The following is a 22,605-nucleotide window of genomic DNA, read 5'->3' on the forward strand; positions in this document are numbered from 1 at the left end:
ACAGTGAGCCAAAAAGTCGAATTCCCAACTAACGCGCAGCCGGTTAGCGATGAGTTACTTAAACAATTAAGCAATTTTAAGTCGAAAGAGCTTTATTGGCTTAGTGGCTATTGTTCTGGTATTGCCGATGCCAAATTAAGTGATTCCAAGTCCGAGGTTGCTCCAGCCGCTGAGGTCTCAGTTAAGCTCAAAGTATTAGTGATGTTTGCTTCTCAGTCGGGCAATGCAGAAGCAGTTGCTAATCAACTCCATCAAAAACTAACTTCACAAGGGGCTGAAGCGGCTATTGCTTCATGCGCAGGATTTAAGCTGAAGGAGTTGAAGCAGCAAGATATAATCTTAATGGTCGCGGCCACTCATGGCGAAGGCGAGCCGCCAGATGATGCCATTGAGCTGCATGAACTCATTCAAAGTAAGCGCGCGCCAAAACTAGAAGGGGTGCAACACGCGGTTTTAGCCTTAGGCGACTCAAGCTATGAATATTTTTGCCAAACCGGTAAAGAGTTTGAGCAAGCATTTGCTCGACTCGGTTCACGAGCGTTGCTAGAGCGTGTTGATTGCGATGTTGATTATAAAGAGCAAGCTAATCAATGGATAAATCAAGTTGCGGTAAAACTTAACGAACTAGCACCAGTGAGCGCTGAACTCATTCCCGCTCAAACATCCCAGCTAGCAGAGTCTGTAAACTACTCTAAAGAAAACCCATTTACTGCAACGGTTTTAACTAATCAAAAAATCACCGCAAAAGGCTCTATAAAGAATATCCATCACCTTGAACTTTCACTTGAAAACTCTGGTATTAGCTATCAACCTGGCGACAGCTTAGGTGTTTGGGTAAAAAATAATGGGCAGTTAGTCGAATCAATACTTCAGTTATTGAATATTTCATTTGAAGAGAAAATTAGCCTTGTTAATAAAGAGCAATCTATTGGCCAAACATTAATAGAAAATTTAGAGCTCACTTTGCTAAGTAAGCCTTTAGTTAAGCGTGTCCTAGACTTTATAAAGCAAGATAAGCTGCGTACTCATGTAGAGCGAATAGTACTTGAAGACTTTGCGAGTTATAGCCAAAACCATCAAGTGATTGATTTATTAAAGCTTGCGAAACTCAGCTTAACTGCACAGCAATTGGTTAATTTACTTCAGCCGATTAAACCCAGAGTTTATTCCATTGCTTCTAGTTTAAGTGCTAACCCAGAAGAAGTGCATTTGACCGTTGCGCTGGCGCAAACCCAAAATGAAACTGGGGTTCGAAAGGGCGCAGCCAGCCAATATTTGCTTGAAAGCATACGCGAAGATGACGAACTAATGGTTTATGTTGAAAGCAATAAGCACTTTAAACTACCTCACGACGACACACCAATTATTATGATAGGTCCTGGTACGGGTGTTGCACCTTTTAGAGCATTTATGCAAGAGCGTGAAGCACGTAATGCAAACGGAAAAAGTTGGTTGTTTTTTGGTAACCCCAATTTTAATAGCGACTTTCTTTACCAAACAGAATGGCTCGAAAAACTTAAATCTAAGCAGCTGACTCATTTAAGTGTCGCGTTTTCCAGAGATCAAAAAGAGAAGCTCTACGTTCAACATCAACTGTTCCGTCATGCAGCAAGCATTTGGCAGTGGATCGATGAACAGCAAGCGAGCCTTTACGTGTGTGGTGATATGAGCAAAATGGCAAAAGATGTTGAGCTCGCCATTATTGAAATTATAAAAGCCCAAGGTAATCAAAGCGAGTCGCAAGCGATAGCTTACCTAAAACAAATGAAGCAGTCCAAACGTTATCAAAGAGATGTTTATTAAATATGACTATTCAAACGACAAAATATGATCCCAGTAAACACTCAAGTGTTGAAAAAATAAAAGTAGAAAGTGACTATTTGCGCGGGACTATTGCCGAGGGTTTAACTAACCAAGTAACCGGTGCTTTAGCTGATGATGATTTGATGATTATCAAGTTTCATGGATCTTATCAACAAGATGACAGAGATTTAAGAAACGAAAGGCGCAAGCAAAAGTTGGAGCCGCTTTATTCATTTATGATTAGAGCGCGAGTTCCTGGCGGTGTAACAACGTCTCAACAATTTATACAAATGGCACAACTGGCAACCCAATATTCTAGTGGTAGCTTAAGACTAACAACCCGACAAGCGTATCAATGGCACGGGGTATTTAAGCGCAATTTAAAAGCCACTATTGCAGGCATTAACCAATCAATGTTAGATACCATTGCTGCTTGTGGCGATGTTAATCGAAACGTAATGAGCACGCCATTGCCTGAAACTTCAAAAGCACATGCTGAGGTGTTTGATTGGGCAAAAAAAATTAGTGAACATCTTTTACCAAAAACTACAGCCTATCATGAAATTTGGTTAGATGGTGAAAAAGTTGAATCTAGCCAAGCGACACTAGAACCAATTTATGGACAAACCTATTTGCCGAGAAAGTTTAAAATAGCCGTGGCTATCCCGCCATACAATGATGTGGATGTGTTTGCAAATGATTTAGGATTTATTGCAATTATTGAAAACGGCAAGTTAATTGGTTTTAATGTTGTTGTGGGCGGAGGCATGGGGAGTTCTCATGGTGATCAATCCACTTATCCTAGAATAGCCGATGTAATTGGGTTTTGTGAGTTAGATAAAGTACTCACGGTTGCCGAGAGTGTAGTCAAAGTTCAGCGAGATTATGGCAATCGTGAAATTCGCAAACATGCCCGCTTAAAATATACTATCGACCACATGGGGATTGAAAAGTTTGTTGCAACACTTGCCGAGTATCAAGGTTTTAAATTAAATAAAAGCAAACCATTTGAGTTTATACATAACGCTGATCGTTATGGCTGGTTTCAAGACGAAAAAGGTCTTTGGCATTTAACACTCTATATTCATAGTGGAAGAATTATCGATAGTGATCAAAGCCCACTGTTTACTGGCTTAGTAGAAATTGCCAAAGTGCATGATGGCGAGTTTAGAATTTCACCTAACCAAAATATGATTATAAGTAAAATATCAGCGGCCAATAAACCCATTATAGAGAAACTGCTTAAGAAATATAATATTAGTAGTGGAGAAAAAGAGTCGCCAACACGGTTGAACTCGATCGCCTGTGTCGCGTTTCCAACGTGCTCCTTAGCTATGGCAGAAGCTGAAAGGTATTTGCCCAGTTTTATAGACCGAGTTGAAAACTTACTCAACAAATATCAGCTATCCAATGTGCCTATTAATGTTCGAATGACTGGCTGTCCTAATGGTTGTGGTCGGCCATTTTTGGGCGAAATTGGTTTAGTTGGAAAAGCCCCAGGTAAATATAACTTGTACTTAGGTGCAAGCCACTCAGGAGAACGCTTAAATAAATTATTTTTAGAAAACATTAACGAAACGCAAATTCTCCAAGCGCTTGAGCCTTTATTACAAGACTATGCCAAGAACCGGCTTAAAGATGAAAGGTTTGGAGACTTTGTTATCCGCGCAAAATACATTGCGAAAGTTAATAACGGTTTAGACTTTCATGGCTAAAGTAAAACCAAGGTTTTTTTGGTTATTTTTTATAATGGAATTACTTAAAGTAAGGAGTGAGCATGCTTAATTATATCAACGGTCACACCAATTCAGCTCCCCCTATTTATACTAAAGGGTTTCAACTGTTAGTGAATAAAAGTTTGGCTGAGTATAACCCTAAGCTAGAAAAACTTTCTGCTCATCAGCGAATTGAGTGGGCGTTACAACACTTTCCAGGAAATTTTGCTTTGTCTTCTAGTTTTGGCATTCAGTCGGCAGTGAGCCTACATATGGTGACTCAAGTGTTTGCGAATATTCCAGTCATATTTATCGATACAGGCTATTTGTTTGCCGAGACATATCAGTTTGTAGAGCAGTTAACCGAGCGGCTTAAACTAAATTTAAAAGTTTTTCGCGCCAATCTAAGCCCCGCATGGCAAGAAGCAAAGTATGGAAAGCTTTGGGAGCAGGGGGTGTCTCAATTAGAACAATACAACCAGATGAATAAAGTTGAGCCAATGGAAATAGGCCTGTCGTCACTTAGCGTTAATACATACTTTGCCGGGCTAATGAGAAGTCAATCAAGTTCTAGAAAAAACTTACCCGTTGCGCAAGTCGTTAGAAACCGGCTAAAAGTCCATCCACTGATAGACTGGAATAATAAACGTGTTTATGAGTACCTTAAAAAACATCACTTACCTTATCACCCGTTGTGGGAAAAAGGCTATGTTTCGGTTGGCGATAAACACAGTACCCGGCCGTTGAGTGAAGGTATGTTAGAAGAGGAAACGCGCTTTAATGGGGTGAAAAGGGAGTGTGGGTTGCATGAGGTGAAAGAACTCTAAAAGTTAGCGTGTTGTTGGCTTTTTGAGTTGGTTAATTATTTTTTTTGTGATCTGGTAAAGGGCTATTTCGCATCGCTTCGCTTACATGCGGCAGTTTTTTGCTCCTGCAAAAACTGCATACCAGCCATCCTTGGCTATAACTGACTTTTTTCAAGAGCAAAAAAAGTAAGCAAAAACGCCCGTCGCTCTTCGCCGCTGGGCGATTTGTTAGTCTTTGCTGTTAGCGAGTGTCAAATGCGTTGGTGTATGGTGATTTGTTGGGATGCTGTCGCGTGTGGGATGAGTGATGTGGTTAACTTTATTGGTACTGTTGGTACTGTTGGTACTGTTGGTATTGTAGGTATTGTTGGTATGGATTAGGGATTTTTAAGGGATGATTTGTTGGGATGCTGTCGTGTGTGGGTTGAATGGTATGGCTAATTTTTAGGGTTTTATTAATTCAGGCAGCGAAAGTTTGAATTAGGTGCTTAACATTATAGAGCGCTATCTTTGGTAGTAAGAGTGCAAGCGCCAAGATCATGGCGCTTGCTGCTTGTTTATTTTATCTCTATTTGGTGAGGGTGTTGTTGTTGCAGTTGATTTTTCTGTAAGTGAAGCTCTAAAACACCATCATGATACTCTGCCCGAATATCTCTTTCGTCAACGTTTTCTGGAAGATTAAAACTGCGTTCGAAGGTCCCATAAAAACGCTCCATTGTGTGCATTTTTTTGTCTGACTTAGTTAATGTTCTTTCGCCAGAAATGGTCAAATATCCATTGTTGGTGGTTATTTTTAAATTCTCTTTGGGAATTTCTGGAACTTCTACTTTTATCAAATATTCATTGGCATCTTCACCTACGTCTACCAATGGTTTCCAAGTTCCTGTTGACGCTTGGCTATTCCTTAACTTGAGTGAAGGTGTTAAAAAATCATCTATTTCTCGCAGAGGGTTCCAACTACTTAAGTTCATCAGCTTGTCTCCTTTTTAAAGATAGCTTTTTGGGCGTTACTAAACTAATGATACGCTAACGAATTGGCAGTACTAGTCTGTAAAAATAAAAAATTTAAAGGCGTATGTTTTTATAAAAATTAAAACCTAAAAATCTCGGCTTTTGGCATGCTTAATGCGCATAAAGCAACCTAGACGGTTTGTTATAACTTAAACTTATGCTTAGCCACATAATAAAACTTGAACAGTTAATTATGACGGTTTAGGTTACGACCTCGTCATAAAGCGCTTATTAGCAAACTTCAAGGAATACCGGTGTCAATTGAAACTCAACTAAACAATGCCGCAGAGCAATTAACTAACTTAAAAAATGATACTGAGAAAAATCCAATACTTAATTGGAAAAGAGCGGTAATAAAAGTAGGCAGTGCATTAATTGCACCCGATGGGCAAGGTTGTAGTATTCGCTATTTATTAGCATTAGCTGACTTTATTCAATTTAGCCTTCACCAAAATAAAGAAGTTATTATTGTTTCATCAGGTGGTGTCGCTGCGGGCATTGGATTAACTCAATACCCGTTAGATCAACCCATGAGCATTCCGCAAAAACAAGCATTAGCCGCAATTGGGCAAAGCCATTTAATGTTCCATTGGCAGCGTCTTTTTGATCAACATTGTGCTCAAATTTTATTAACCCGATCGGACTTGGAAAATGCCAAGCGGATAGCCAATGCTAAAAACACGCTGAGCACTTTATTTGCAACTAACGCAATCCCTATAATTAATGAAAATGATTCGGTTGCAGTTGATGAACTGGTGGTAGGCGATAACGACAACTTAGCCGCTAGCGTGGCGGTAATGAGTGAAGCCGATCTACTCATTATTTGTAGTGATGTCGACGGTTTGTTTGAAAGTAACCCTCAAACTAACCCTCAGGCAAAACTAATTAAGCAGGTAAGCGCGATTGACACCACAATTAAAGGCATGGCCACAACAACTAATAACCCTATTGCTAAAGGCGGCATGCAAACCAAAATTCAAGCTGCAGAGCTAGCGATGAATGCGGGGATTAGCACATTGATTGTTAATGGGCGTAAAGCGGATACCTTTGAAACACTAAAGCAATGTCGTAATCCGGGTACCTTGTTTATTGCTTGAAGACTCTCCATGATATGAGTTAACCAGTATGAATCTCTAGATAGCAACGTAGCAACGTAGTGACTTGCTCTAAGCTAACGGCGAGGGTATTTCCGATACTCAAATTCAAACAATCGTTTGAATTTATTGGTCGGATGAGTTAAATTCAGCGCCTGTTACATTTTTCTGGCGAATTAGCGTGCTTAGTTTAGGTTTTTCTACTAACTTATAACTAACCCAATGAACGGCAAAAAGTGTCGCTTTTTCAAATATTTGAGAGATATTCTATGAGCGAAGCAAAAGCAAACGAGCAAGATAATAAAAAACAATCGAGTTCAGACCAGGCTAAACCGCCTGCGAAAAAAAACACGACGCGAAAAAAAGCCCCAATCAAAAGTAAAGCAGAGCGAGTTGCCATTGTTGCCGGCTTGCGAACCCCATTTGCGCGACAATTAACCCATTTTAAGCAAACCAATGCGATAGACATGGGCAAAATGGTCGTCAGTGAAATGCTGACACGGGCTGAAATCGATCTATCTCTCGTAGAGCAACTGGTCTTTGGACAAGTTTTAATTCATCCAGAAGCACCAAATATTGCCAGAGAAATCGTGTTAGGTACTGACATGAGCGTTAATACTGACGCTTATAGCGTTTCTAGGGCGTGTGCAACGAGCTTTCAGTCGACTGTGAGTGTCGCTGAGTCGATTATGGCTGGCACTATTAGCGTCGGCGTAGCTGGGGGAGCAGATACTTCTTCCGTTGTACCAATTGGTATTAGTAAAAAGTTTTCTGCCATACTTTTGCAGCTTTCTAAAGCTAAAACCATGGGGCAGCGACTTAAAATTTTAACTCAACTAAGGCCTAAAGATCTTGCGCCAGTACCACCGTCAGTGAAAGAGTATTCAACTGGACTGACTATGGGGCAAAATGCCGAGCAAATGGCTAGAGACCACGGTATTAGTCGAGAAAGCCAAGACGAACTTGCGCATCGTTCGCACACTTTAGCAGCCAATGCGTGGCAACAAGGTTGGTTAGACGACGAAGTCATGACAGCTTATGTGGAGCCATTTAATGAAGCACTGGCAAAAGATAATACGGTACGCTTTGACTCTAAGTTAGAAAGTTATGCCAAGTTAAGACCAGCATTTGATCGTCAACATGGTACTTTAACTGCAGCAAATAGTACCGGACTGACAGACGGTGCAGCCTCTTTGTTATTAATGAGCGAATCGCGGGCTAAAGAGCTTGGTTATAAGCCTTTAGGTTTTATCCGAAGTTATGCCTTTGCTGCGATAGAAGCACAAACCGATATGCTTATGGGGCCGTCGTACGCAACCCCTTTAGCTTTAGACAGAGCAGGGATATCCTTAGCCGATTTAACCTTAGTTGACATGCACGAAGCATTTGCAGCGCAGGCATTATGTAACGTGCAGGCTTTTGCAAGTCAAAAATTTGCTCAAGAAAAGCTTAATCGCAGCAAAGTAATAGGTGAAATTGATATGGATAAATTTAATGTCCTAGGTGGTTCGTTAGCCTACGGCCATCCATTTGCCGCAACTGGTGCACGCATGATCACCCAAGTCTTACGCGAACTTAATCGACGTGGAGGAGGCCTTGGATTGACGACTGCTTGTGCCGCTGGTGGTCTTGGCGCAGCAATGATTTTGGAGGTTGAATAATGAGTAATCAAACTTCGGTATTTAGCCTACAAGTAGATAAAGAAGGAATTGGTTGGGTAACCATCGATGTACCAGGAGAATCACAAAATACACTCCGCGCAGAATTTGTTAACGACTTTGAAGAAATTTTTGCACAAATTAAATCCGACGCTGCAATCCGGGCCTTGGTTTTAATTAGTGGTAAGCCCACTAACTTCGTTGCGGGTGCTGACATTAGTATGTTGGAAAAAATTAATACCGCACAAGAAGCGACCGAGGTTGCACTAAAAGGTCATGCAGTATTTAAGCAGTTAGAAGATCTGCCTATGCCGGTAATCGCCGCTATTCATGGCGCTTGTTTAGGCGGTGGATTAGAACTAGCACTTGCTTGCTCTCACAGAATTTGTACCGAAGAGTCTATAACCAAACTCGGTCTACCAGAAGTTCAATTAGGTGTGCTCCCCGGCGGCGGAGGGACTCAACGATTACCAAGGTTAATCGGCATTGCTGCATCGCTTGATTTAATGCTAACGGGTAAACAACTAGTCGCAAAACGAGCTAAAAAGTTAGGCTTGGTAGATGAGGTAGTGCCACTAGCCAATTTAAAAGTTGCCGCGGCTAAGTTAGCCAAAAAAGAAGTCAATAATAGCAAACGCAAAGTGCGTGAGCTTAAGCCTAAATTTAATGTGAGTGGTTTATTTAATACAAGTGAACTTCAAAAACTAGCGCTAGAAACGAGTAGCTATGGCAGAAAAATTATTTTTGATAAGGCTTTACAAACAGTCGAGAAAAAAACTAAAGGAAACTATCCGTCTCCACCTAAAATAATTGATTGTGTCAAAGTCGGTATGGAAGAAGGTTTCGATGCCGGTCTTGCGGTTGAAGCCAGACATTTTGGCGAGTTGGTGGTGTCAAAAGAGTCAGCGCAACTGATGAATATCTTTTTTGCTTCAACTGAGCTTAAAAAAGACAAAGGTGTTGATGCTGACGTTGAGCCTGTCGAAATTAATAAAGTGGGTGTTTTAGGCGGGGGCCTAATGGGCGCTGGTATTGCTTATGTCACCGCAAATAAAGCGGGCAAAAGAGTTAGAATTAAAGACAGAGATGATGCCGGAATAAACCATGCACTAAAATACTGTTGGGAAATCTTTAGAAAAAGTGTCAAGCGTAAACACCTGTCAATAAATGATGCCAGTAAGCGCTTTGCGCGGTTAAGCGGCACCAAAGACTATCGCGGTTTTAAGCAGCTAGACCTAGTCATAGAGGCGGTATTTGAAGACTTAGAGCTAAAGCAAACCGTACTCGCTGATATCGAAAACCACTGTAACAGTGATGTGATTTTCGCAACTAATACGTCTTCAATTCCAATTGATAAAATTGCTGAGAAAAGCCAGCGTCCTGAACGTGTGATTGGTTTACATTATTTCTCGCCGGTAGAAAAAATGCCATTGCTGGAAATAATTAAAGGCAAAGCAACCAGTGACCAAGTGATTGCGAGTTGTGTTGCCTTTGGGAAGGCACAAGGTAAAACGGTTATCGTGGTAAAAGATGGCGCAGGTTTTTATGTTAACAGAATTTTAGCACCTTACATGAACGAAGCTGGCCAGTTAGTTGCTAGCGGCGTACCAATTGATTACCTAGACAAAACTTTAGTTAATGCGGGATTTCCCGTTGGGCCTATGACATTACTTGACGAAGTCGGTATTGATGTTGCAACTAAAGTCGCCCCTATTTTAGAAGATGCATTTGGTGAGAGAATGCAACCACCGGCCATGTTTGACAAGCTTAAAGAAGACGATAGAAAAGGGCGCAAGAACGGTCGCGGTTTTTATATGTATGCCGGTAATAGCAAAGGCAAAAAGCCCGTAGATGAAAGCATTTATCGTTTGTTAGGCGTACAACCAGACAACAGAATGGCGCCGGAATCTATTGTTGATCGCTGCTTGCTAATGATGGTGAACGAAGCGGTACTTTGTTTACAAGACGGCATCATTAGAAATCCCCGAGATGGCGATATTGGTGCTATTTTTGGAATTGGTTTTCCACCATTTTTAGGAGGCCCGTTTCGCTATATTGATAGCCAAGGCGCAGCGCAAATTGTGGAAAAATTAAAGGCGCTTCAACAGAATTTTGGCGACCGATATAAACCCGCCGATTTACTCGTTGAAAAAGCGCAAAGTGGCGCAAGCTTTTATTAGCTTTTAAAGTTGAAGTAACGGCAGTAAAAAAAACACAAAGCAAAATGCTTTGTGTTTTTTTATATTTGCAAATCGAAAATAGCCAAACTTTCGCGGTGACAATAATTTAAATTAAAAGCCTAGAGCAGTTTGGCTGATGGCTTATGTTTAATGGCTAGGCGCGTTTAGGCGCGCACAACAACTTTGTCTCTGCCTTCTTCTTTTGCTTGGTACAATGCTTTGTCTGCTTGGTATAAAGTGTCCGAGGCATCTTGCACGGTACTTGGCGCAGCCACACCAATCGATGCTGTTACGTTGATTTTTTCGTGGCTTTTAATAGTTAGCTTTTTAATCGCTTTACGCACTCTTTCTGCAATAAAGCGCGCGCCTTCAACCGGCGTATTTGACAGAATAACCACAAACTCTTCTCCGCCATATCTAAAGACTTCGTCAGAACGACGCAATGTCGACTTAATGGTTTGTGCAACTGATTTTAAAACGCTATCTCCGGCTAGGTGACCATAGGTATCATTCACTTGTTTAAACCAATCAATATCAATCACTAACAAAGAAAAGTTAGTTAAATGGCGCTTAAAATTACACACTTCTCGGCTAATTGCCTCGTCAAATGCTGCTCGATTTGAAATTTGGGTTAGCGGATCACGGAAAGCCTCTGCCACCGCTTTTTGGTACATGAGCGCATTTCTTAATGGGTAAATAAGTAAACTGAGTAAGCGCTCGATCAAATCAGTTTCTTGCATAGTGAACGGGGTATCTCTGGTGCATTCTATTTCGCCTAAATTTTCACCTTGTAAGTCCAGTTGATAACGGCATCGATGGACTTTTACTTGTCCGGTTGAAAAATGTTGATTGTTATTGGCGTGTCGGTATTTTACTGAATCACAAGGAACTAGGCGTGCAGTTTCTTGGCAAAAAGATTGAAGTAACGGTGATATTTCTAAGGTTTGCTGGAGCTTAATCGCCAAGCGAGTGATGTCGAGCGAATCACCACTTGATTGACCTGCTGCTCGATAACCGTCTATTCCAATCACTTTTGAAGAAGTTTTCATACTTTGCCTCTACTACACAATATCTGACTGAGTTTTTGCTAAATGCGCTTAAACTCGATAATTGCAATTAAGGAAGCACATATCGTGCCACTATTAATAAGTTGCATAATAACAAAGGCTTATCGAGTTAAACTAGTAAAGAAGGGCAAAAATGTTGGAAAAATGACGCTTTTAAAGCGATAAAACTGGCTTCTCAATTAAAAAAGACCGTTTTTAGTCAAACATCGGCAAGAATTTGCCTTTAGGCTGAAGATAAGTCGCGTTAGTCCTTTTCTATTTGGTCGTTTAAGCGTTAATTATTGACGCTCAAACGACCTATTTATTAGCTTTTAATCAAGTTTAAATAATTTATTTCTTTGGCTGCGCGTCAATAGACTCGCCATTAACTTTAACGCTGTCGTCGCCCATTAAGTAAAGATATAGCGGCGCTAAATCTTTAGGAGAGGGAAGTTGGCTTTGATCTTCGGCGGGAAAAGCCTTAGCGCGCATTCTGGTGCGAGTGGCACCTGGATTAATTGCGTTAACTCTAATGCCCGAACCTTCTAACTCATCAGCTAAAACTTGAGTTAAACCTTCAATCGCAAATTTAGAAACTGCATAAGGTCCCCAAAAAGCACGTCCTTGACGCCCCACACCAGACGATGTTGTGATAATGGATGCGCTTCCTGTTTGGCGTAAAATACCTAAGCAAGCTCTTGTTATTAAATAAACGGCATTAACGTTTACTTGCATGATTTGATACCAAGTTTCTGCCGGTGTAAATTCAATTGGCGCTAAATCGGAAATCATAGCCGCATTGTGCAAGATGCCATCTAGCCGACCAAACTCGTTTTGAATGGTTTCAGCTAAGCTATTACACTGCTCTGGCGTTGCATGGACCAAATTAAGCGGAATAATTGCCGGCTGTGGATACCCAGCAGCAACAATTTCGTCGTAGATCACTTCAAGTTTAGCGGTATCTCTACCATGTAATATCACTGTCGCACCGACTTTGGCGTATTCCATTGCCATCACCTTACCAATTCCGTCACTGGCACCAGTGACTAAAATTACTTTTTCATTCAGTAAGTTTTGCGGCGCCGCGTAGTTGTGCATATTGAACCTTTAAATAATGTGGGTTGAAATTGGTGCTGATTTTAACAGCCTTAAAAATAAATAGCGCGCCAAAATAGTGAGATTTAATAAATTTAGTATTGGATAGAAGTTAATCTCAACTTGGGGTGTAAATGAATTTTGATATTTGCGATACACCAATAAAGTGGTAAGCTCCTGTTTTATAGGGTTCAAATAATATCAATTGGAGAGTAGCTTTGATTAAAGTAATGATTGTTGATGATCATGAATTGATCAGAAGTGGCATTAGTCGCTTGCTAGCTGATGACGATAAAATTAATGTCATTGGTGAAGCCGAAAGCGGAGAAGAAGCCGTTAGCAAAGCGCGAGAGCTACGCCCAGAAGTGGTGTTGATGGATGCGAATATGCCGGGAATTGGCGGTCTAGAAGCCACTCGTCGGTTATTACGCTTTGACCCAGACATTAAAATTATTGCGGTAACAGTGCACGGAGACGAGCCATATCCTACACGCTTTATGCAAGCCGGTGCAGCAGGGTATGTCACTAAAGGCGCTGGTATTGACGAAATGACCATTGCGATTAAGCAAGTCGCCAGCGGAAAGCGTTATTTGACTCCAGAAATCGCCCAGCAAATGGCACTTAAAGCGGTTAATCCAGATGAAGGTAGTCCTTTTGATGAGCTTTCAGATCGCGAGATGCAAGTAATGCTAATGATAACGCGAGGTCAAAAGGTACAAGAAATATCGGAACAACTATTTTTAAGCCCCAAAACAGTCAATAGCTATCGTTACCGATTGTTTGAAAAACTAAAGATAGACAACGATGTTGAGTTGACCCATATGGCTATTCGGCATGGAATTATTCAGTCTGAAAAGCTTTAAGTTGAGCATTAAACAACTATATAGAGCCGACTAATGCAACATCCGCTTTGACTAAGGTTAACATTATTTCTCCACAAGCATTTGATTACCAAGCATTTATAAAAAGCCTGACAACTAAGCCAGGAATTTATCAAATGCTTAACCAACAAGCTGAAATTATTTATGTTGGAAAAGCTAAAAATTTAAAAAAACGCGTTTCTAGTTATTTTCAAAAGCAAGACCATTCACCTAAAACTCGTGCCATGGTGGCACAAATTTACGATATTCGAATTGTTATTACCGAAAGTGAAAATGAAGCGTTAATTCTAGAAAACCAATTTATTAAAAAATTCCGGCCGCGTTACAATGTGGTTTTTAGAGATGATAAAACCTATCCTTATATTTATTTGTCTGCGGATAAATTCCCTCGTTTAAGTATTCATCGCGGAAAGCAAAAAGGAACTGGTGATTATTTTGGTCCTTTTACAGGATCGTCTGCCGCTCGTTATAGTATTTCCTTAATGCAAAAATTGTTTTTAGTAAGGCAATGTGAAAATAGCGTATTTAAACATCGCTCTCGCCCCTGTTTGCAATATCAAATTAAGCGTTGTAGCGGCTCATGTGTTAACAAAATATCCCACGCCGATTATTTAAAAGATGTTGAGCTAGTACGCTTGTTTTATCAGGGTAAAAACGACTCGGTCATTCAAGAGTTAACTGAGCGTATGCAAAAAGCTTCGGATAATTTGGCTTTTGAACAAGCAGCACAAATTAGAGATCAAATTATTCAGTTAAGAAGAGTCTTAGAAAAACAGTCAGTGCAAGCAAGCAATACCGATGTTGATGTAATAGCAGCAGGCATTAAAGAAAAAACGGCAGCTATTTTTGTTATGCATATTCGTAATGGCTTAGTGCAAGGCAGTCGAAACTTTTTTCCAAAAGTACCCGCAGATACTGACGAGGGTGAAATTTTAGAGTCATTTATAGGGCACTTTTATACTCAACCAACCCATAAACTGCCCGCAGAAATAGTGGTTAATCATGCTCTAGTTAACGCTACTGAACTGTCGCTAACTTTAACTGAGTTAAAGCAAACGAAAGTAAGAATTGCCCATAAAGTTAAAACCAATCGTGCGGCCTGGCTTGAAATGGCAGAGAGAAACTTAATCGAAATGTTAGTGGCTAAACTAGCCACTAAAAATCATTATCAAAAGCGTCTCCAGAGCCTAAGCGACGAACTTGGTTTAGATAAGTTACCTTTTAGAATGGAATGTTTTGATATTAGTCACTTCCAAGGTGAACAAACGGTGGCTTCTTGCGTGGTTTTTGAACAGGGACAAGCTAAAAAAACTGACTACCGACGCTTTAACATTAAAGATGTCGCCGCTGGTGACGATTATGCGGCAATTGAGCAAGCCGTAAGACGGCGCTATCAGCGGTTAGTAAAAGAAGAAGCTAAATTGCCCGACTTATTGATCATAGACGGTGGTAAAGGTCAGTTAAATCAAGCGCAGAAAGTTTTAGAAGAGTTAGAGCTTTCGGAAATAACCTTAATCAGCGTGGCTAAAGGCAGCGATCGCAAAGTCGGCATGGAACAGATCTTTTTTCCCTCGGAAGCGATCGCCAAAAGACTAGAAGAAGACTCGCTAGGTTTACACCTTTTACAAGCCATCCGCGATGAAGCTCACAGGTTTGCTATAACAGGCCATAGAGGAAAACGCGATAAGCAACGCAAAACATCGGTTTTAGAAGGAATTCCAGGCGTGGGGGCTAAACGGAGAAAAGCAATTATTCAGCATTTTGGTGGGTTACAAGGAATTCAGCGAGCCGGGGTAAGTGATTTGGCGCAAGTAGAAGGGATCAGTAAAGCACTAGCGCAAAGTATCTATGATTACTTGCACTAATCAACGGTTAGTCTAAAACGCCTCTTATTGATTGACCAAAGAGTGAGTCGCATTTTTCTTGTCTGTTCATGTTCATTATAAAAATACATTCTGTCGACTCATAGACTAATCAATTCATAATTAAAGATGACATCTGTTGAGCGGGTGTTAAAATGAGATTAACAATTGAAGTGACCAATAAGTAAAACATGAATATAGCAAACCTTTTAACATCTTTTCGAATCATCTGTATCCCACTGCTGGTTTTATTTTTCTATTTACCCGTAAGTTGGGGGCAAACGACTGCAGCATTAATTTTTGCTGTGGTTGGTTGGACGGACTGGTTTGATGGTTGGGTTGCTCGAAAATTTGATATGCAGTCGCCATTAGGAGAGTTTCTTGACCCAGTGGCCGATAAATTAATGGTTGCCGCGTCATTAGTGTTGTTAGTAGAACAACATGCCACCATTTGGATTGCCGCGCCTGCACTGGTTATTATCAGTCGTGAAATTACGGTTTCAGCACTAAGGGAGTGGATGGCCGAATATGGAGAGCGTTCCGCAATTAAAGTAGTATTTGTCGCCAAGGTCAAAACCTTAATGCAGTTGTCAGCTATTTTCTTTTTATTACTGGCCGGAAGCGAGTCAAATGTAACGTCAATTTGGGAACACTCTTGGCTTTATATTTGGGGTTATATCTTTTTATATATAGCGGTTGGATTAACTCTTTGGTCTATGTTTATCTATTTAAAAGTTACTTGGCCGTTATTAGCTGCTGCAAAGTACGAAAAATCACCAGAAAATGCTGAAAATTGAGCATAAAATCAACAGTTTGAGGTCGTTTAAAAAAAGTTTAAAAACTTCGCTTAAACTTGCTTGACAGATAATGATTCTGCTGTAAAATGCTCGACCACTTGCGGCGGGAATAGCTCAGCTGGTAGAGCACGACCTTGCCAAGGTCGGGGTCGCGAGTTCGAATCTCGTTTCCCGCTCCAAATTTTTGCCTCTAAAGCAAGTGATGTTAAGAGGCAAGTTAGCGCTAGGTTATGTATCTGAAATTCAGCTACTGTGGCCAAGAACTAGATTTAGGCTGAGTGGCAGAGTGGCCATGCAGCGGACTGCAACTCCGTGTACGCCGGTTCGATTCCGACCTCAGCCTCCATTTCCTTTTAGGAAATGATTTGTTAACAAGGCGAAGTTTTGTTAACTAGCCCCCCAAAGCCCGGGTGGCGAAATTGGTAGACGCAAGGGACTTAAAATCCCTCGGTGGTAACACCGTGCCGGTTCGACTCCGGCCCCGGGCACCATTTATTAAGAAGTTACTTCTTAATTCTAAGCGGGAATAGCTCAGCTGGTAGAGCACGACCTTGCCAAGGTCGGGGTCGCGAGTTCGAATCTCGTTTCCCGCTCCAATTTTAAATTCACAATATTTGTTCGATCTTACTCCGAGTGAGCAAGCGACCGTCGCGATCCGGAGTGCCGGCCATTCGAATCACGTTTCCCGCTCCAATTTAAATTCATAATATTTGTTCGATCTTACTCCGAGTGAGCAAGCGACCGTCGCGATCCGGAGTGCCGGCCATTCGAATCACGTTTCCCGCTCCAATTTTAAATTCAAAATATTTAATAAATCTTACTCCGAGTGAGCAAGCGACCGTCGCGATCCGGTGTGCCGGCCATTCGAATCACGTTTCCCGCTCCAATTTTAAATTCACAATATTTGTTCGATCTTACTCCGAGTGAGCAAGCGACCGTCGCGATCCGGTGTGCCGGCCATTCGAATCACGTTTCCCGCTCCAATTTAAATTCACAATATTTGTTCGATCTTGCTCCGAGTGAGCAAGCGACCGTCGCGATCCGGTGTGCCGGCCATTCGAATCACGTTTCCCGCTCCAATTTTAAAGTCATAATATTTGTTCGATCTTACTCCGAGTGAGCAAGCGACCGTCGCGATCCGGTGTGCCGGCCATTCGAATCACGTTTCCCGCTCCAATTTTAAAGTCATAATATTTGTTCGATCTTACTCCGAGTGAGCAAGCGACCGTCGCGATCCGGTGTGCCGGCTATTCGAATCACGTTTCCCGCTCCAATTTAAATTCACAATATTTGTTCGATCTTACTCCGAGTGAGCAAGCGACCGTCGCGATCCGGAGTGCCGGTCCAGCGGAGTGCCGCCCAACGTAATGTCTTCCAAACAGTTCTCGTTTCCTGCACCAGTTTTGCAGTTAAAGGTAAAGCTTACTTGATGCTTTTGGGTTTGCAGATAATAAGGACTAAAGTCACTTAGTTCACCAATGGCTAAGGCTTATTTCAGAGCTAAAGCTATGATATTTTTGGGTGATAGGATCGGTGAATGAAAGCTTTTTTGCTAATAACTGAAGTTGCTTTTGTTCTTGGTCACTTTCTAATGGCAGAAGGTTAGGGTACAAGGGATCATTGAGTATTGGTGCGCCTATATGCGCCATATGCAGGCGAAGCTGGTGGGTTTTTCCAGTAATGGGAGTCAGTTCAAATTGGCCTAAGTTGCCGTGTATGGCTACCAATTTAATATGGGATCTTGCATTAACTTCTCCTTCACCTTGCTGAAACCTAAATTTAGGCATACTTCGAGTAATACGGTTAGCTAATTTCCACTCTTGTGGTAATGGGTTTGTTTTAAGTTTGCTAATGTCGGCTACAGCGTAGTAAGTTTTGTGAATTTCTTTATTCTTAAACAATTCAATGTATTGGCTACGGCTATTTTTATTAATTGAAAGCAAAACTAAGCCGGCAGTGAGTCGGTCAATTCGATGGGCACACACTAAATCAGGGAAATTACTTTCTTGGCGGACACGCTCTAGTAGGCATTCGTTAACAAAGCGCCCACCCGGTGTAACCGGTAAAAAATGCGGCTTATCTGCGATAAGAAAATGCTCGTTTTGAAATAAAGTTTTATGCGCGGCTTTTATTTTTGGCTCCGACTCTACTTCTCTATAATAGTGTAACCTTTTACTTGGTTTAAATTCAGAATCTAAAGTCGCCACGCTCCCGTCTTGCCAATGGAGCTTCCCGTCTAGCAAGCGAGCTTGCCAAACCTCGCTTGGAATATGAGCAAAGTGTCGACATAAAAAACTGAATAAATTGTCTTGTTGAGGGTTATTGGCTGGTAAGGTAATGGAAGAAGGGCGTTTAGCGATGGGCATTTCAATTGTCAGCTAATTGAGATTAATGTGAATAATTTAACTTTTTTTGACGCTCAGTACAATCTTAGTGGACTCCAATAAAGCGCTCAGCGAGCTGAATACACTGGGCTTTAAACTGCTGGTTCATCAAAAGAAATTTCAATATAAGCCTTACCATGAGGAGATTCAAAAGGTATTAAAACCGTTGCGCCTTCAGATTGGTGAGTAATGGTATGGTTTTTTCCGGACACTACCGTGGGTGTTGCCATATTAAAGTCGAATCCTTTCTCGGCTAACAAATTTTTTGCACCACCGGTAACCATATTTGTAATTTCACCTACCATATCAATGACTTCGTCATTCAGTTTATTTAGTTTTTCACCTAACATGTTTTCCATAATAGACAGTGCTAAGGATTCGTCAAAGGTAACCGATAGCGAGCCTTTAGTTTGCGGTCCAACCATACCGATAATTCCTGACACATCGCCTTTCGCTCGTATTTCTTTTTTTAAATAAGGCTTGCCTGGAGATAGCTTGGTTTGCGCCATTGTTGCTAACACGTTCATCAGTGAAGCTAAAAATGGATTAATAAACTCAACATTCATAAGGGAGATAGCTCGATTAGTAGGGTTTTTACAGCAGACCTGAAGAGACATTAACTGAAAGGGGAAGCTCTCAGTGGTCAACAACACTCTAATTGTAAACTTAGTTGGAATAGAGCGAAATTGCTAGTTTAGGAAGTTAAAAGGCGCATTTTTTCACCAAAGTGCTGCGAATTTGAAAGCCTGTGTCTTGTTTAAGACAGCGGTGTAAAATTTATCATTCTACAAAAGTTAATAAAAAGCCTCAAAACTGAGGCCTTTCAATGGTGCCAAAATGAGGAAATCTTATTCCATGTTTTTATTATCTTTTTTTACTTTTTTGGCTTCGTCTTTATTGGCGGCTAAGTATTGTGACTGTGTTGAATTGCCAACCGCCGAACAAATACCATCAGCATCCCAGCGAAAAGTGACGAAATCATTGTTGGTTAGTGAATCAATCTCGCTGAGTAGCTCTGGATTTTCTGTTGAGCAAAATGCGCGATTCTCAGGAACGTCATCAATAGAAGCTTGGCAAAAACCCCAGCGATACGAAGTACCATCTTCAAAAGCAAAAGTACGAGTCCCGCAGCCCAATTGGGCACTTTCATTTTCATCATAACGAGCTGTTTTCATATTGCCTTGTGCACGCATGATTTCATGATCAATCTCTACCGGAATATCTGTAGATTGGCCTGCGAATGTAATTGTCGACGTTAGTGAAAATGCTACTGAGATAATAAGCGTTTTAAGTTTCATCGTTTTTCCTTTTTTGTGATTGAAAATTAGTTATTAGGTTCTACGCGCCCGCTATTGATCATTTTTGCCAATTTGCTAAATGCGCGGCGGCGGTCTTGTGGGCTCAATTTGGCAACATTAGAAGAAAACGCTTCAAATGTTTGGTTTGAAAAGCTGCCTTCCGCAGCAACTTGAGCTAGCTGTTGATCAACAAGCTGAATTTGCTCTGGCGTGCTAATTCGCGCGGCTTTAACTGATTGTTCAACTGTCAGGTTTGGCCGATTATGTTGATTAAAATCATGTTGATTAAAGTCACGTTGATTAAAGTCATGTTGGTTAAAGTAGTGCTCTAATTCTTCTTGAATAATAACTCTGAGATCGGCGGTGTTGAAATTTGGCGTGGTTTGAGTGACTTGCAATGCACTAACATTGCTGTCGGCAGGTAATTGACTCACTAGGTCGCTAGTATTTTCTATAGTTTGGGGTAAACTTAATTTAAGTTTATTGAAGCTAACCGTAAGATAAATAATGATCCATGCTTGTGAAAGGCACACAGCGATTAATACCCAAAATCCTTTTTGACTGTTCATAAGTTCCTTTTAAGAAATCGTGTGAGATTTACGTTATTTGTTTTAGTTATTAAAAACTAATCCATTTATTTACTTATGAACAAGTGATATTTGTATAGGATCGCATGTGTTTTTTATCAAGTAGGGGCCTCATTTAAAATAATATTTAAAAACAGAGTGTTACAGGTGATTTGTATTCGTTTCCATTGCGCCGCGCTAACTAGAGCAAGCGATAAATCATGCAATGCAGCAATACTAACCTGCTTTGATGTGTCGTATTTTGCTTGCTGAGCAGGTGAAAATATATTCAACTTTTGTCACTGTAAAATATTAACTGACGATTGCTTGTGCTATTTAATTAATGAACCCTTATAATGCTCGCTTGTCGTATAAAACACGCTTAAATTAACTAGGGCTTTAAATTGAATAGTCGGCTTCACTGCAACCGTTTGCAGCTATTTTCACCTCAGTCATTTGTAAGACTTGCCTTGCGAGGGTTTTTGCGTGCAAATAAACATTTATCAAGGCTGTTATGGTTAAGTTTAAGTTTTGCCGTATTCCAAACTCAAGCAAGTAGTGTTGCGCAAAATCATCCTGCGGCGAGTTATTTTAAGCTAGAAATTACTGAAATAAATCAACTCCTTAGGAGTCAGCAAGCGAGTTTTGAGCAGTACCCTGAAAGGCTAGTTAAGTTTGTTGACGAGCGGCTATTACCGCTTTGGTCTGCATCTACTACGCTAACCGGAATGTTAGGAAAAGCTAATTGGAATAGTCTATCACCACAAGAAAAAGCAGCGTTAAATCAAGGGTTTAATAATACGATACAGCGTTATGTTCAAGAAGGATTTCAACAGTATGATGGACAGCAATTTAATTTTGTTGAACTTAAGTTAAATAAATCAGAAACACTGGGGCTATTAACGGTTGAGTTTGTTCCCAATGTGTTGCCTAGTTTTAACGTTGATTTTAAGGTTAGAAAAGTTGCTCAACAATGGCTATTGTATGATGTTTTGGTGCAAGGAGTTAGCTATATAAAGCTAAAAAAAGGCGGTTACAGAGAACAGTTTAAGCAGGGCGGGGTAGAACGCGTTTTAGCTGAAATAAATGATAAAAATCAAGGCTTTATGGCTTCACAAAAAAATAGCGAAGCAAGCAGTTCACAGCCTAATACCAGTAAAGCGTTAGGCATGAATTAATACGGTAAACGGCACGGTTAACGAGACAGTCATTAACAGAACAGTCATTAACAGAACAGTCATTAACAGAACAGACATTAGCGAAAAAGTATGCATAATACCCACACAGAATGGTACTTAGCGGCCAGTAAACCTAAACAAGAAATGCGCGCAATAGAAAACCTTGAAAATCAAGGTATTAAAGCCTTTACGCCGTTAATTAAGGTAGAAAAAATTCGCGCAGGCAAACGCAAAATTGTTGAAGAAGCCATGTTTAGTGGTTATGTTTTTATTAACGTGGCACCCACTGATGGCCTGTGGCATAAAGTGAAGTCGACTCGCGGTATTCGTGATTGGGTTAAGCTTGCGGGTAGCGCTGCTAAAGTGCCGCTAGAATTAGTGAATAGTTTAATCGAAGGAGTCGCAAAGGCACAGCAAGCGAAGGTGTTATCTTGCTTTAAGCCAGGTGACTCGGTGGTTATTTTAGACGGGCCATTTAAAGGCCTCAATGGCATTTTTGAAATGCCAGACGGAGAACAGCGCTCCATGGTGCTAATTGACTTTTTAGGCAAGCAAAACCGCGTTCCTGTGCCTAATGAGCAAATACTAATCAATTGATAATTAACAAATTCTTTTAAAGTCATATTTTCCCCTTTTTTTAACAGCTTTTGGCTGTTTTTAACATAACCTTCAGGTATAATTCCGCCCCAAATAACCGTACATTTAGTGGTCGCTGTTATTTGTTGTGTCGCTATTGAGTTTTAAGCGCCAAAGCAATGAATCATCGCGTAAATTGGTTAAAGCGAATTATTCTCAGGTTGCATTTGATAAGTGCCTATTTGGGGCTAGAATCATGCAGTTATGTTGAAAGTATTACTTTTAGGGATATTCTTGTTTTTTTATTAACAAAATCAACGGTTAATAAGAAGCAACAAAAAAACAAGTATCTGAGAAACGGACTTTAACGATAGTCATTGTCACGAAATAACGGAGAAGTTGGGCAATTTTTTATCGTTTATTAGATAGCCTACCTTAAACTCCCTTTGTTAAAACTGATGATGCCTGACCGAAATTGATACTGTCTGATGGAAAATGATACTGTCTGACGGAAAATGATACTGTCTGACGGAAAATGATACTGTCTGACGGTTAGCAGTAGATAAAATTTAACCAAATTTGGCGTGTTGGGAGCCGTAACCCATGGGCGGTAGCGTGTCTATTCAACACACAACTAGCCAAGTGAATTAACAAA

Annotated in this window: 19 protein-coding genes and 4 tRNA genes; 16 read left to right on the forward strand and 7 right to left on the reverse strand. The window is 40.7% G+C overall.

Annotated elements, in window-relative coordinates; translation table 11 throughout:
* Positions 1–3: 3 nt before the first annotated feature.
* The 4 genes from ACUR5C_RS06500 to ACUR5C_RS06515 all read left to right on the forward strand — a co-directional run bounded on the left by ACUR5C_RS06500 (position 4) and on the right by ACUR5C_RS06515 (position 4,705).
* Complete coding sequence (locus tag ACUR5C_RS06500; protein WP_454467547.1) at positions 4–1,803, forward strand: assimilatory sulfite reductase (NADPH) flavoprotein subunit; 1,800 nt, start codon at positions 4–6, stop codon at positions 1,801–1,803.
* A 2-nt stretch (positions 1,804–1,805) separates the two neighbouring features.
* Positions 1,806–3,518 carry an assimilatory sulfite reductase (NADPH) hemoprotein subunit gene (gene cysI, locus ACUR5C_RS06505; protein ID WP_454467548.1) on the forward strand — a complete coding sequence of 571 codons (1,713 nt, stop codon included), beginning with the start codon at positions 1,806–1,808 and terminating at the stop codon, positions 3,516–3,518.
* A gap of 62 nt (positions 3,519–3,580) precedes the next feature.
* The gene (locus ACUR5C_RS06510; protein ID WP_454467549.1) at positions 3,581–4,345 is read left to right on the forward strand and encodes a phosphoadenylyl-sulfate reductase; all 765 of its coding nucleotides are present in this window, start codon (positions 3,581–3,583) and stop codon (positions 4,343–4,345) included.
* Positions 4,346–4,579: 234 nt separating this feature from the next.
* Positions 4,580–4,705, forward strand: a complete 126-nt coding sequence (locus tag ACUR5C_RS06515; RefSeq protein ID WP_454467550.1) for a hypothetical protein — start codon at positions 4,580–4,582, stop codon at positions 4,703–4,705.
* 176 nt (positions 4,706–4,881) lie between these two features.
* Here ACUR5C_RS06515 and ACUR5C_RS06520 read toward each other — a convergent pair whose 3' ends face one another.
* Complete coding sequence (locus tag ACUR5C_RS06520; protein ID WP_454467551.1) at positions 4,882–5,295, reverse strand: Hsp20/alpha crystallin family protein; 414 nt, start codon at positions 5,293–5,295, stop codon at positions 4,882–4,884.
* Between the two features lie 294 nt (positions 5,296–5,589).
* Between ACUR5C_RS06520 and proB the strand changes: the two genes are divergently transcribed.
* The 3 genes from proB (at position 5,590) to fadJ (ending at position 10,267) form a co-directional block, all read left to right on the forward strand.
* On the forward strand, positions 5,590–6,432 hold the full coding sequence (gene proB, locus ACUR5C_RS06525) for a glutamate 5-kinase (RefSeq protein WP_454467552.1): 843 nt from the start codon (positions 5,590–5,592) through the stop codon (positions 6,430–6,432).
* 266 nt (positions 6,433–6,698) lie between these two features.
* Positions 6,699–8,090 (forward strand): acetyl-CoA C-acyltransferase FadI, encoded by a 1,392-nt coding sequence (gene fadI / locus ACUR5C_RS06530; protein ID WP_454467553.1) that lies wholly within the window; start codon positions 6,699–6,701, stop codon positions 8,088–8,090.
* Positions 8,090–10,267 (forward strand): fatty acid oxidation complex subunit alpha FadJ, encoded by a 2,178-nt coding sequence (gene fadJ / locus ACUR5C_RS06535; protein ID WP_454467554.1) that lies wholly within the window; start codon positions 8,090–8,092, stop codon positions 10,265–10,267. The genes fadI and fadJ overlap by 1 nt, the downstream gene beginning before the upstream one ends.
* 164 nt (positions 10,268–10,431) lie before the next feature.
* On the opposite strand, the gene ACUR5C_RS06540 is transcribed toward fadJ, so the two are convergent.
* Positions 10,432–11,316: a GGDEF domain-containing protein gene (locus tag ACUR5C_RS06540; protein WP_454467555.1), complete on the reverse strand. Its 885-nt coding sequence runs from the start codon at positions 11,314–11,316 to the stop codon at positions 10,432–10,434.
* A 348-nt stretch (positions 11,317–11,664) separates the two neighbouring features.
* Entirely contained in the window at positions 11,665–12,411 is a 747-nt protein-coding gene (locus tag ACUR5C_RS06545) for a YciK family oxidoreductase (protein ID WP_454467556.1), read from the reverse strand.
* 215 nt (positions 12,412–12,626) lie between these two features.
* On the opposite strand from ACUR5C_RS06545, the gene uvrY reads away from it, so the two are divergent.
* The 7 genes from uvrY (at position 12,627) to ACUR5C_RS06580 (ending at position 16,544) form a co-directional block, all read left to right on the forward strand.
* Positions 12,627–13,271 (forward strand): UvrY/SirA/GacA family response regulator transcription factor, encoded by a 645-nt coding sequence (uvrY, locus tag ACUR5C_RS06550; protein ID WP_454467557.1) that lies wholly within the window; start codon positions 12,627–12,629, stop codon positions 13,269–13,271.
* A 47-nt stretch (positions 13,272–13,318) separates the two neighbouring features.
* Positions 13,319–15,154: an excinuclease ABC subunit UvrC gene (gene uvrC, locus ACUR5C_RS06555; protein WP_454467558.1), complete on the forward strand. Its 1,836-nt coding sequence runs from the start codon at positions 13,319–13,321 to the stop codon at positions 15,152–15,154.
* A gap of 188 nt (positions 15,155–15,342) precedes the next feature.
* A complete protein-coding gene (gene pgsA, locus ACUR5C_RS06560) occupies positions 15,343–15,948 on the forward strand; it encodes a CDP-diacylglycerol--glycerol-3-phosphate 3-phosphatidyltransferase (RefSeq protein ID WP_454467559.1) in 606 nt (201 codons plus the stop codon).
* 103 nt (positions 15,949–16,051) lie between these two features.
* Positions 16,052–16,127 (forward strand) — tRNA-Gly (locus ACUR5C_RS06565).
* A gap of 93 nt (positions 16,128–16,220) precedes the next feature.
* Positions 16,221–16,294, forward strand: a tRNA-Cys gene (locus tag ACUR5C_RS06570).
* 58 nt (positions 16,295–16,352) lie between these two features.
* Positions 16,353–16,439 (forward strand) — tRNA-Leu (locus ACUR5C_RS06575).
* Positions 16,440–16,468: 29 nt separating this feature from the next.
* Positions 16,469–16,544, forward strand: a tRNA-Gly gene (locus ACUR5C_RS06580).
* A gap of 876 nt (positions 16,545–17,420) precedes the next feature.
* Here ACUR5C_RS06580 and ACUR5C_RS06585 read toward each other — a convergent pair.
* The 4 genes from ACUR5C_RS06585 to ACUR5C_RS06600 all read right to left on the reverse strand — a co-directional run bounded on the left by ACUR5C_RS06585 (position 17,421) and on the right by ACUR5C_RS06600 (position 20,199).
* Positions 17,421–18,314, reverse strand: coding sequence for a pseudouridine synthase (locus tag ACUR5C_RS06585; RefSeq protein WP_454467560.1), 894 nt, complete (start codon positions 18,312–18,314; stop codon positions 17,421–17,423).
* A gap of 110 nt (positions 18,315–18,424) precedes the next feature.
* The gene (locus ACUR5C_RS06590) at positions 18,425–18,898 is read right to left on the reverse strand and encodes a chemotaxis protein CheX (RefSeq protein ID WP_454467561.1); all 474 of its coding nucleotides are present in this window, start codon (positions 18,896–18,898) and stop codon (positions 18,425–18,427) included.
* A 282-nt stretch (positions 18,899–19,180) separates the two neighbouring features.
* Positions 19,181–19,630 carry a hypothetical protein gene (locus ACUR5C_RS06595; RefSeq protein WP_454467562.1) on the reverse strand — a complete coding sequence of 150 codons (450 nt, stop codon included), beginning with the start codon at positions 19,628–19,630 and terminating at the stop codon, positions 19,181–19,183.
* 26 nt (positions 19,631–19,656) lie between these two features.
* Complete coding sequence (locus ACUR5C_RS06600) at positions 19,657–20,199, reverse strand: hypothetical protein (RefSeq protein ID WP_454467563.1); 543 nt, start codon at positions 20,197–20,199, stop codon at positions 19,657–19,659.
* Positions 20,200–20,600: 401 nt separating this feature from the next.
* Here ACUR5C_RS06600 and ACUR5C_RS06605 point away from each other — a divergent pair, with 401 nt between their 5' ends.
* Both ACUR5C_RS06605 and rfaH read left to right on the forward strand, forming a co-directional pair.
* Positions 20,601–21,374, forward strand: a complete 774-nt coding sequence (locus tag ACUR5C_RS06605) for an MlaC/ttg2D family ABC transporter substrate-binding protein (RefSeq protein WP_454467564.1) — start codon at positions 20,601–20,603, stop codon at positions 21,372–21,374.
* Positions 21,375–21,464: 90 nt separating this feature from the next.
* Positions 21,465–21,971: a transcription/translation regulatory transformer protein RfaH gene (gene rfaH / locus ACUR5C_RS06610; RefSeq protein WP_454467565.1), complete on the forward strand. Its 507-nt coding sequence runs from the start codon at positions 21,465–21,467 to the stop codon at positions 21,969–21,971.
* The last annotated feature ends 634 nt before the right edge of the window (positions 21,972–22,605 follow it).

The organism is Aliikangiella aequoris (assembly GCF_053709105.1).

What these genes read in the sequence shown, in the direction of transcription:
- cysI (WP_454467548.1), top strand. Translation starts at nt 1,806, where the DNA reads ATGACTATTCAAACGACAAAATATGATCCCAGTAAACACTCAAGTGTT.
- ACUR5C_RS06510 (WP_454467549.1), top strand. Translation starts at nt 3,581, where the DNA reads ATGCTTAATTATATCAACGGTCACACCAATTCAGCTCCCCCTATTTAT.
- ACUR5C_RS06515 (WP_454467550.1), top strand. Translation starts at nt 4,580, where the DNA reads ATGCGTTGGTGTATGGTGATTTGTTGGGATGCTGTCGCGTGTGGGATG.
- ACUR5C_RS06520 (WP_454467551.1), bottom strand. Translation starts at nt 5,295, where the DNA reads ATGAACTTAAGTAGTTGGAACCCTCTGCGAGAAATAGATGATTTTTTA.
- fadI (WP_454467553.1), top strand. Translation starts at nt 6,699, where the DNA reads ATGAGCGAAGCAAAAGCAAACGAGCAAGATAATAAAAAACAATCGAGT.
- fadJ (WP_454467554.1), top strand. Translation starts at nt 8,090, where the DNA reads ATGAGTAATCAAACTTCGGTATTTAGCCTACAAGTAGATAAAGAAGGA.
- ACUR5C_RS06540 (WP_454467555.1), bottom strand. Translation starts at nt 11,316, where the DNA reads ATGAAAACTTCTTCAAAAGTGATTGGAATAGACGGTTATCGAGCAGCA.
- ACUR5C_RS06545 (WP_454467556.1), bottom strand. Translation starts at nt 12,411, where the DNA reads ATGCACAACTACGCGGCGCCGCAAAACTTACTGAATGAAAAAGTAATT.
- pgsA (WP_454467559.1), top strand. Translation starts at nt 15,343, where the DNA reads ATGAATATAGCAAACCTTTTAACATCTTTTCGAATCATCTGTATCCCA.
- ACUR5C_RS06585 (WP_454467560.1), bottom strand. Translation starts at nt 18,314, where the DNA reads ATGCCCATCGCTAAACGCCCTTCTTCCATTACCTTACCAGCCAATAAC.
- ACUR5C_RS06590 (WP_454467561.1), bottom strand. Translation starts at nt 18,898, where the DNA reads ATGAATGTTGAGTTTATTAATCCATTTTTAGCTTCACTGATGAACGTG.
- ACUR5C_RS06595 (WP_454467562.1), bottom strand. Translation starts at nt 19,630, where the DNA reads ATGAAACTTAAAACGCTTATTATCTCAGTAGCATTTTCACTAACGTCG.
- ACUR5C_RS06600 (WP_454467563.1), bottom strand. Translation starts at nt 20,199, where the DNA reads ATGAACAGTCAAAAAGGATTTTGGGTATTAATCGCTGTGTGCCTTTCA.
- rfaH (WP_454467565.1), top strand. Translation starts at nt 21,465, where the DNA reads ATGCATAATACCCACACAGAATGGTACTTAGCGGCCAGTAAACCTAAA.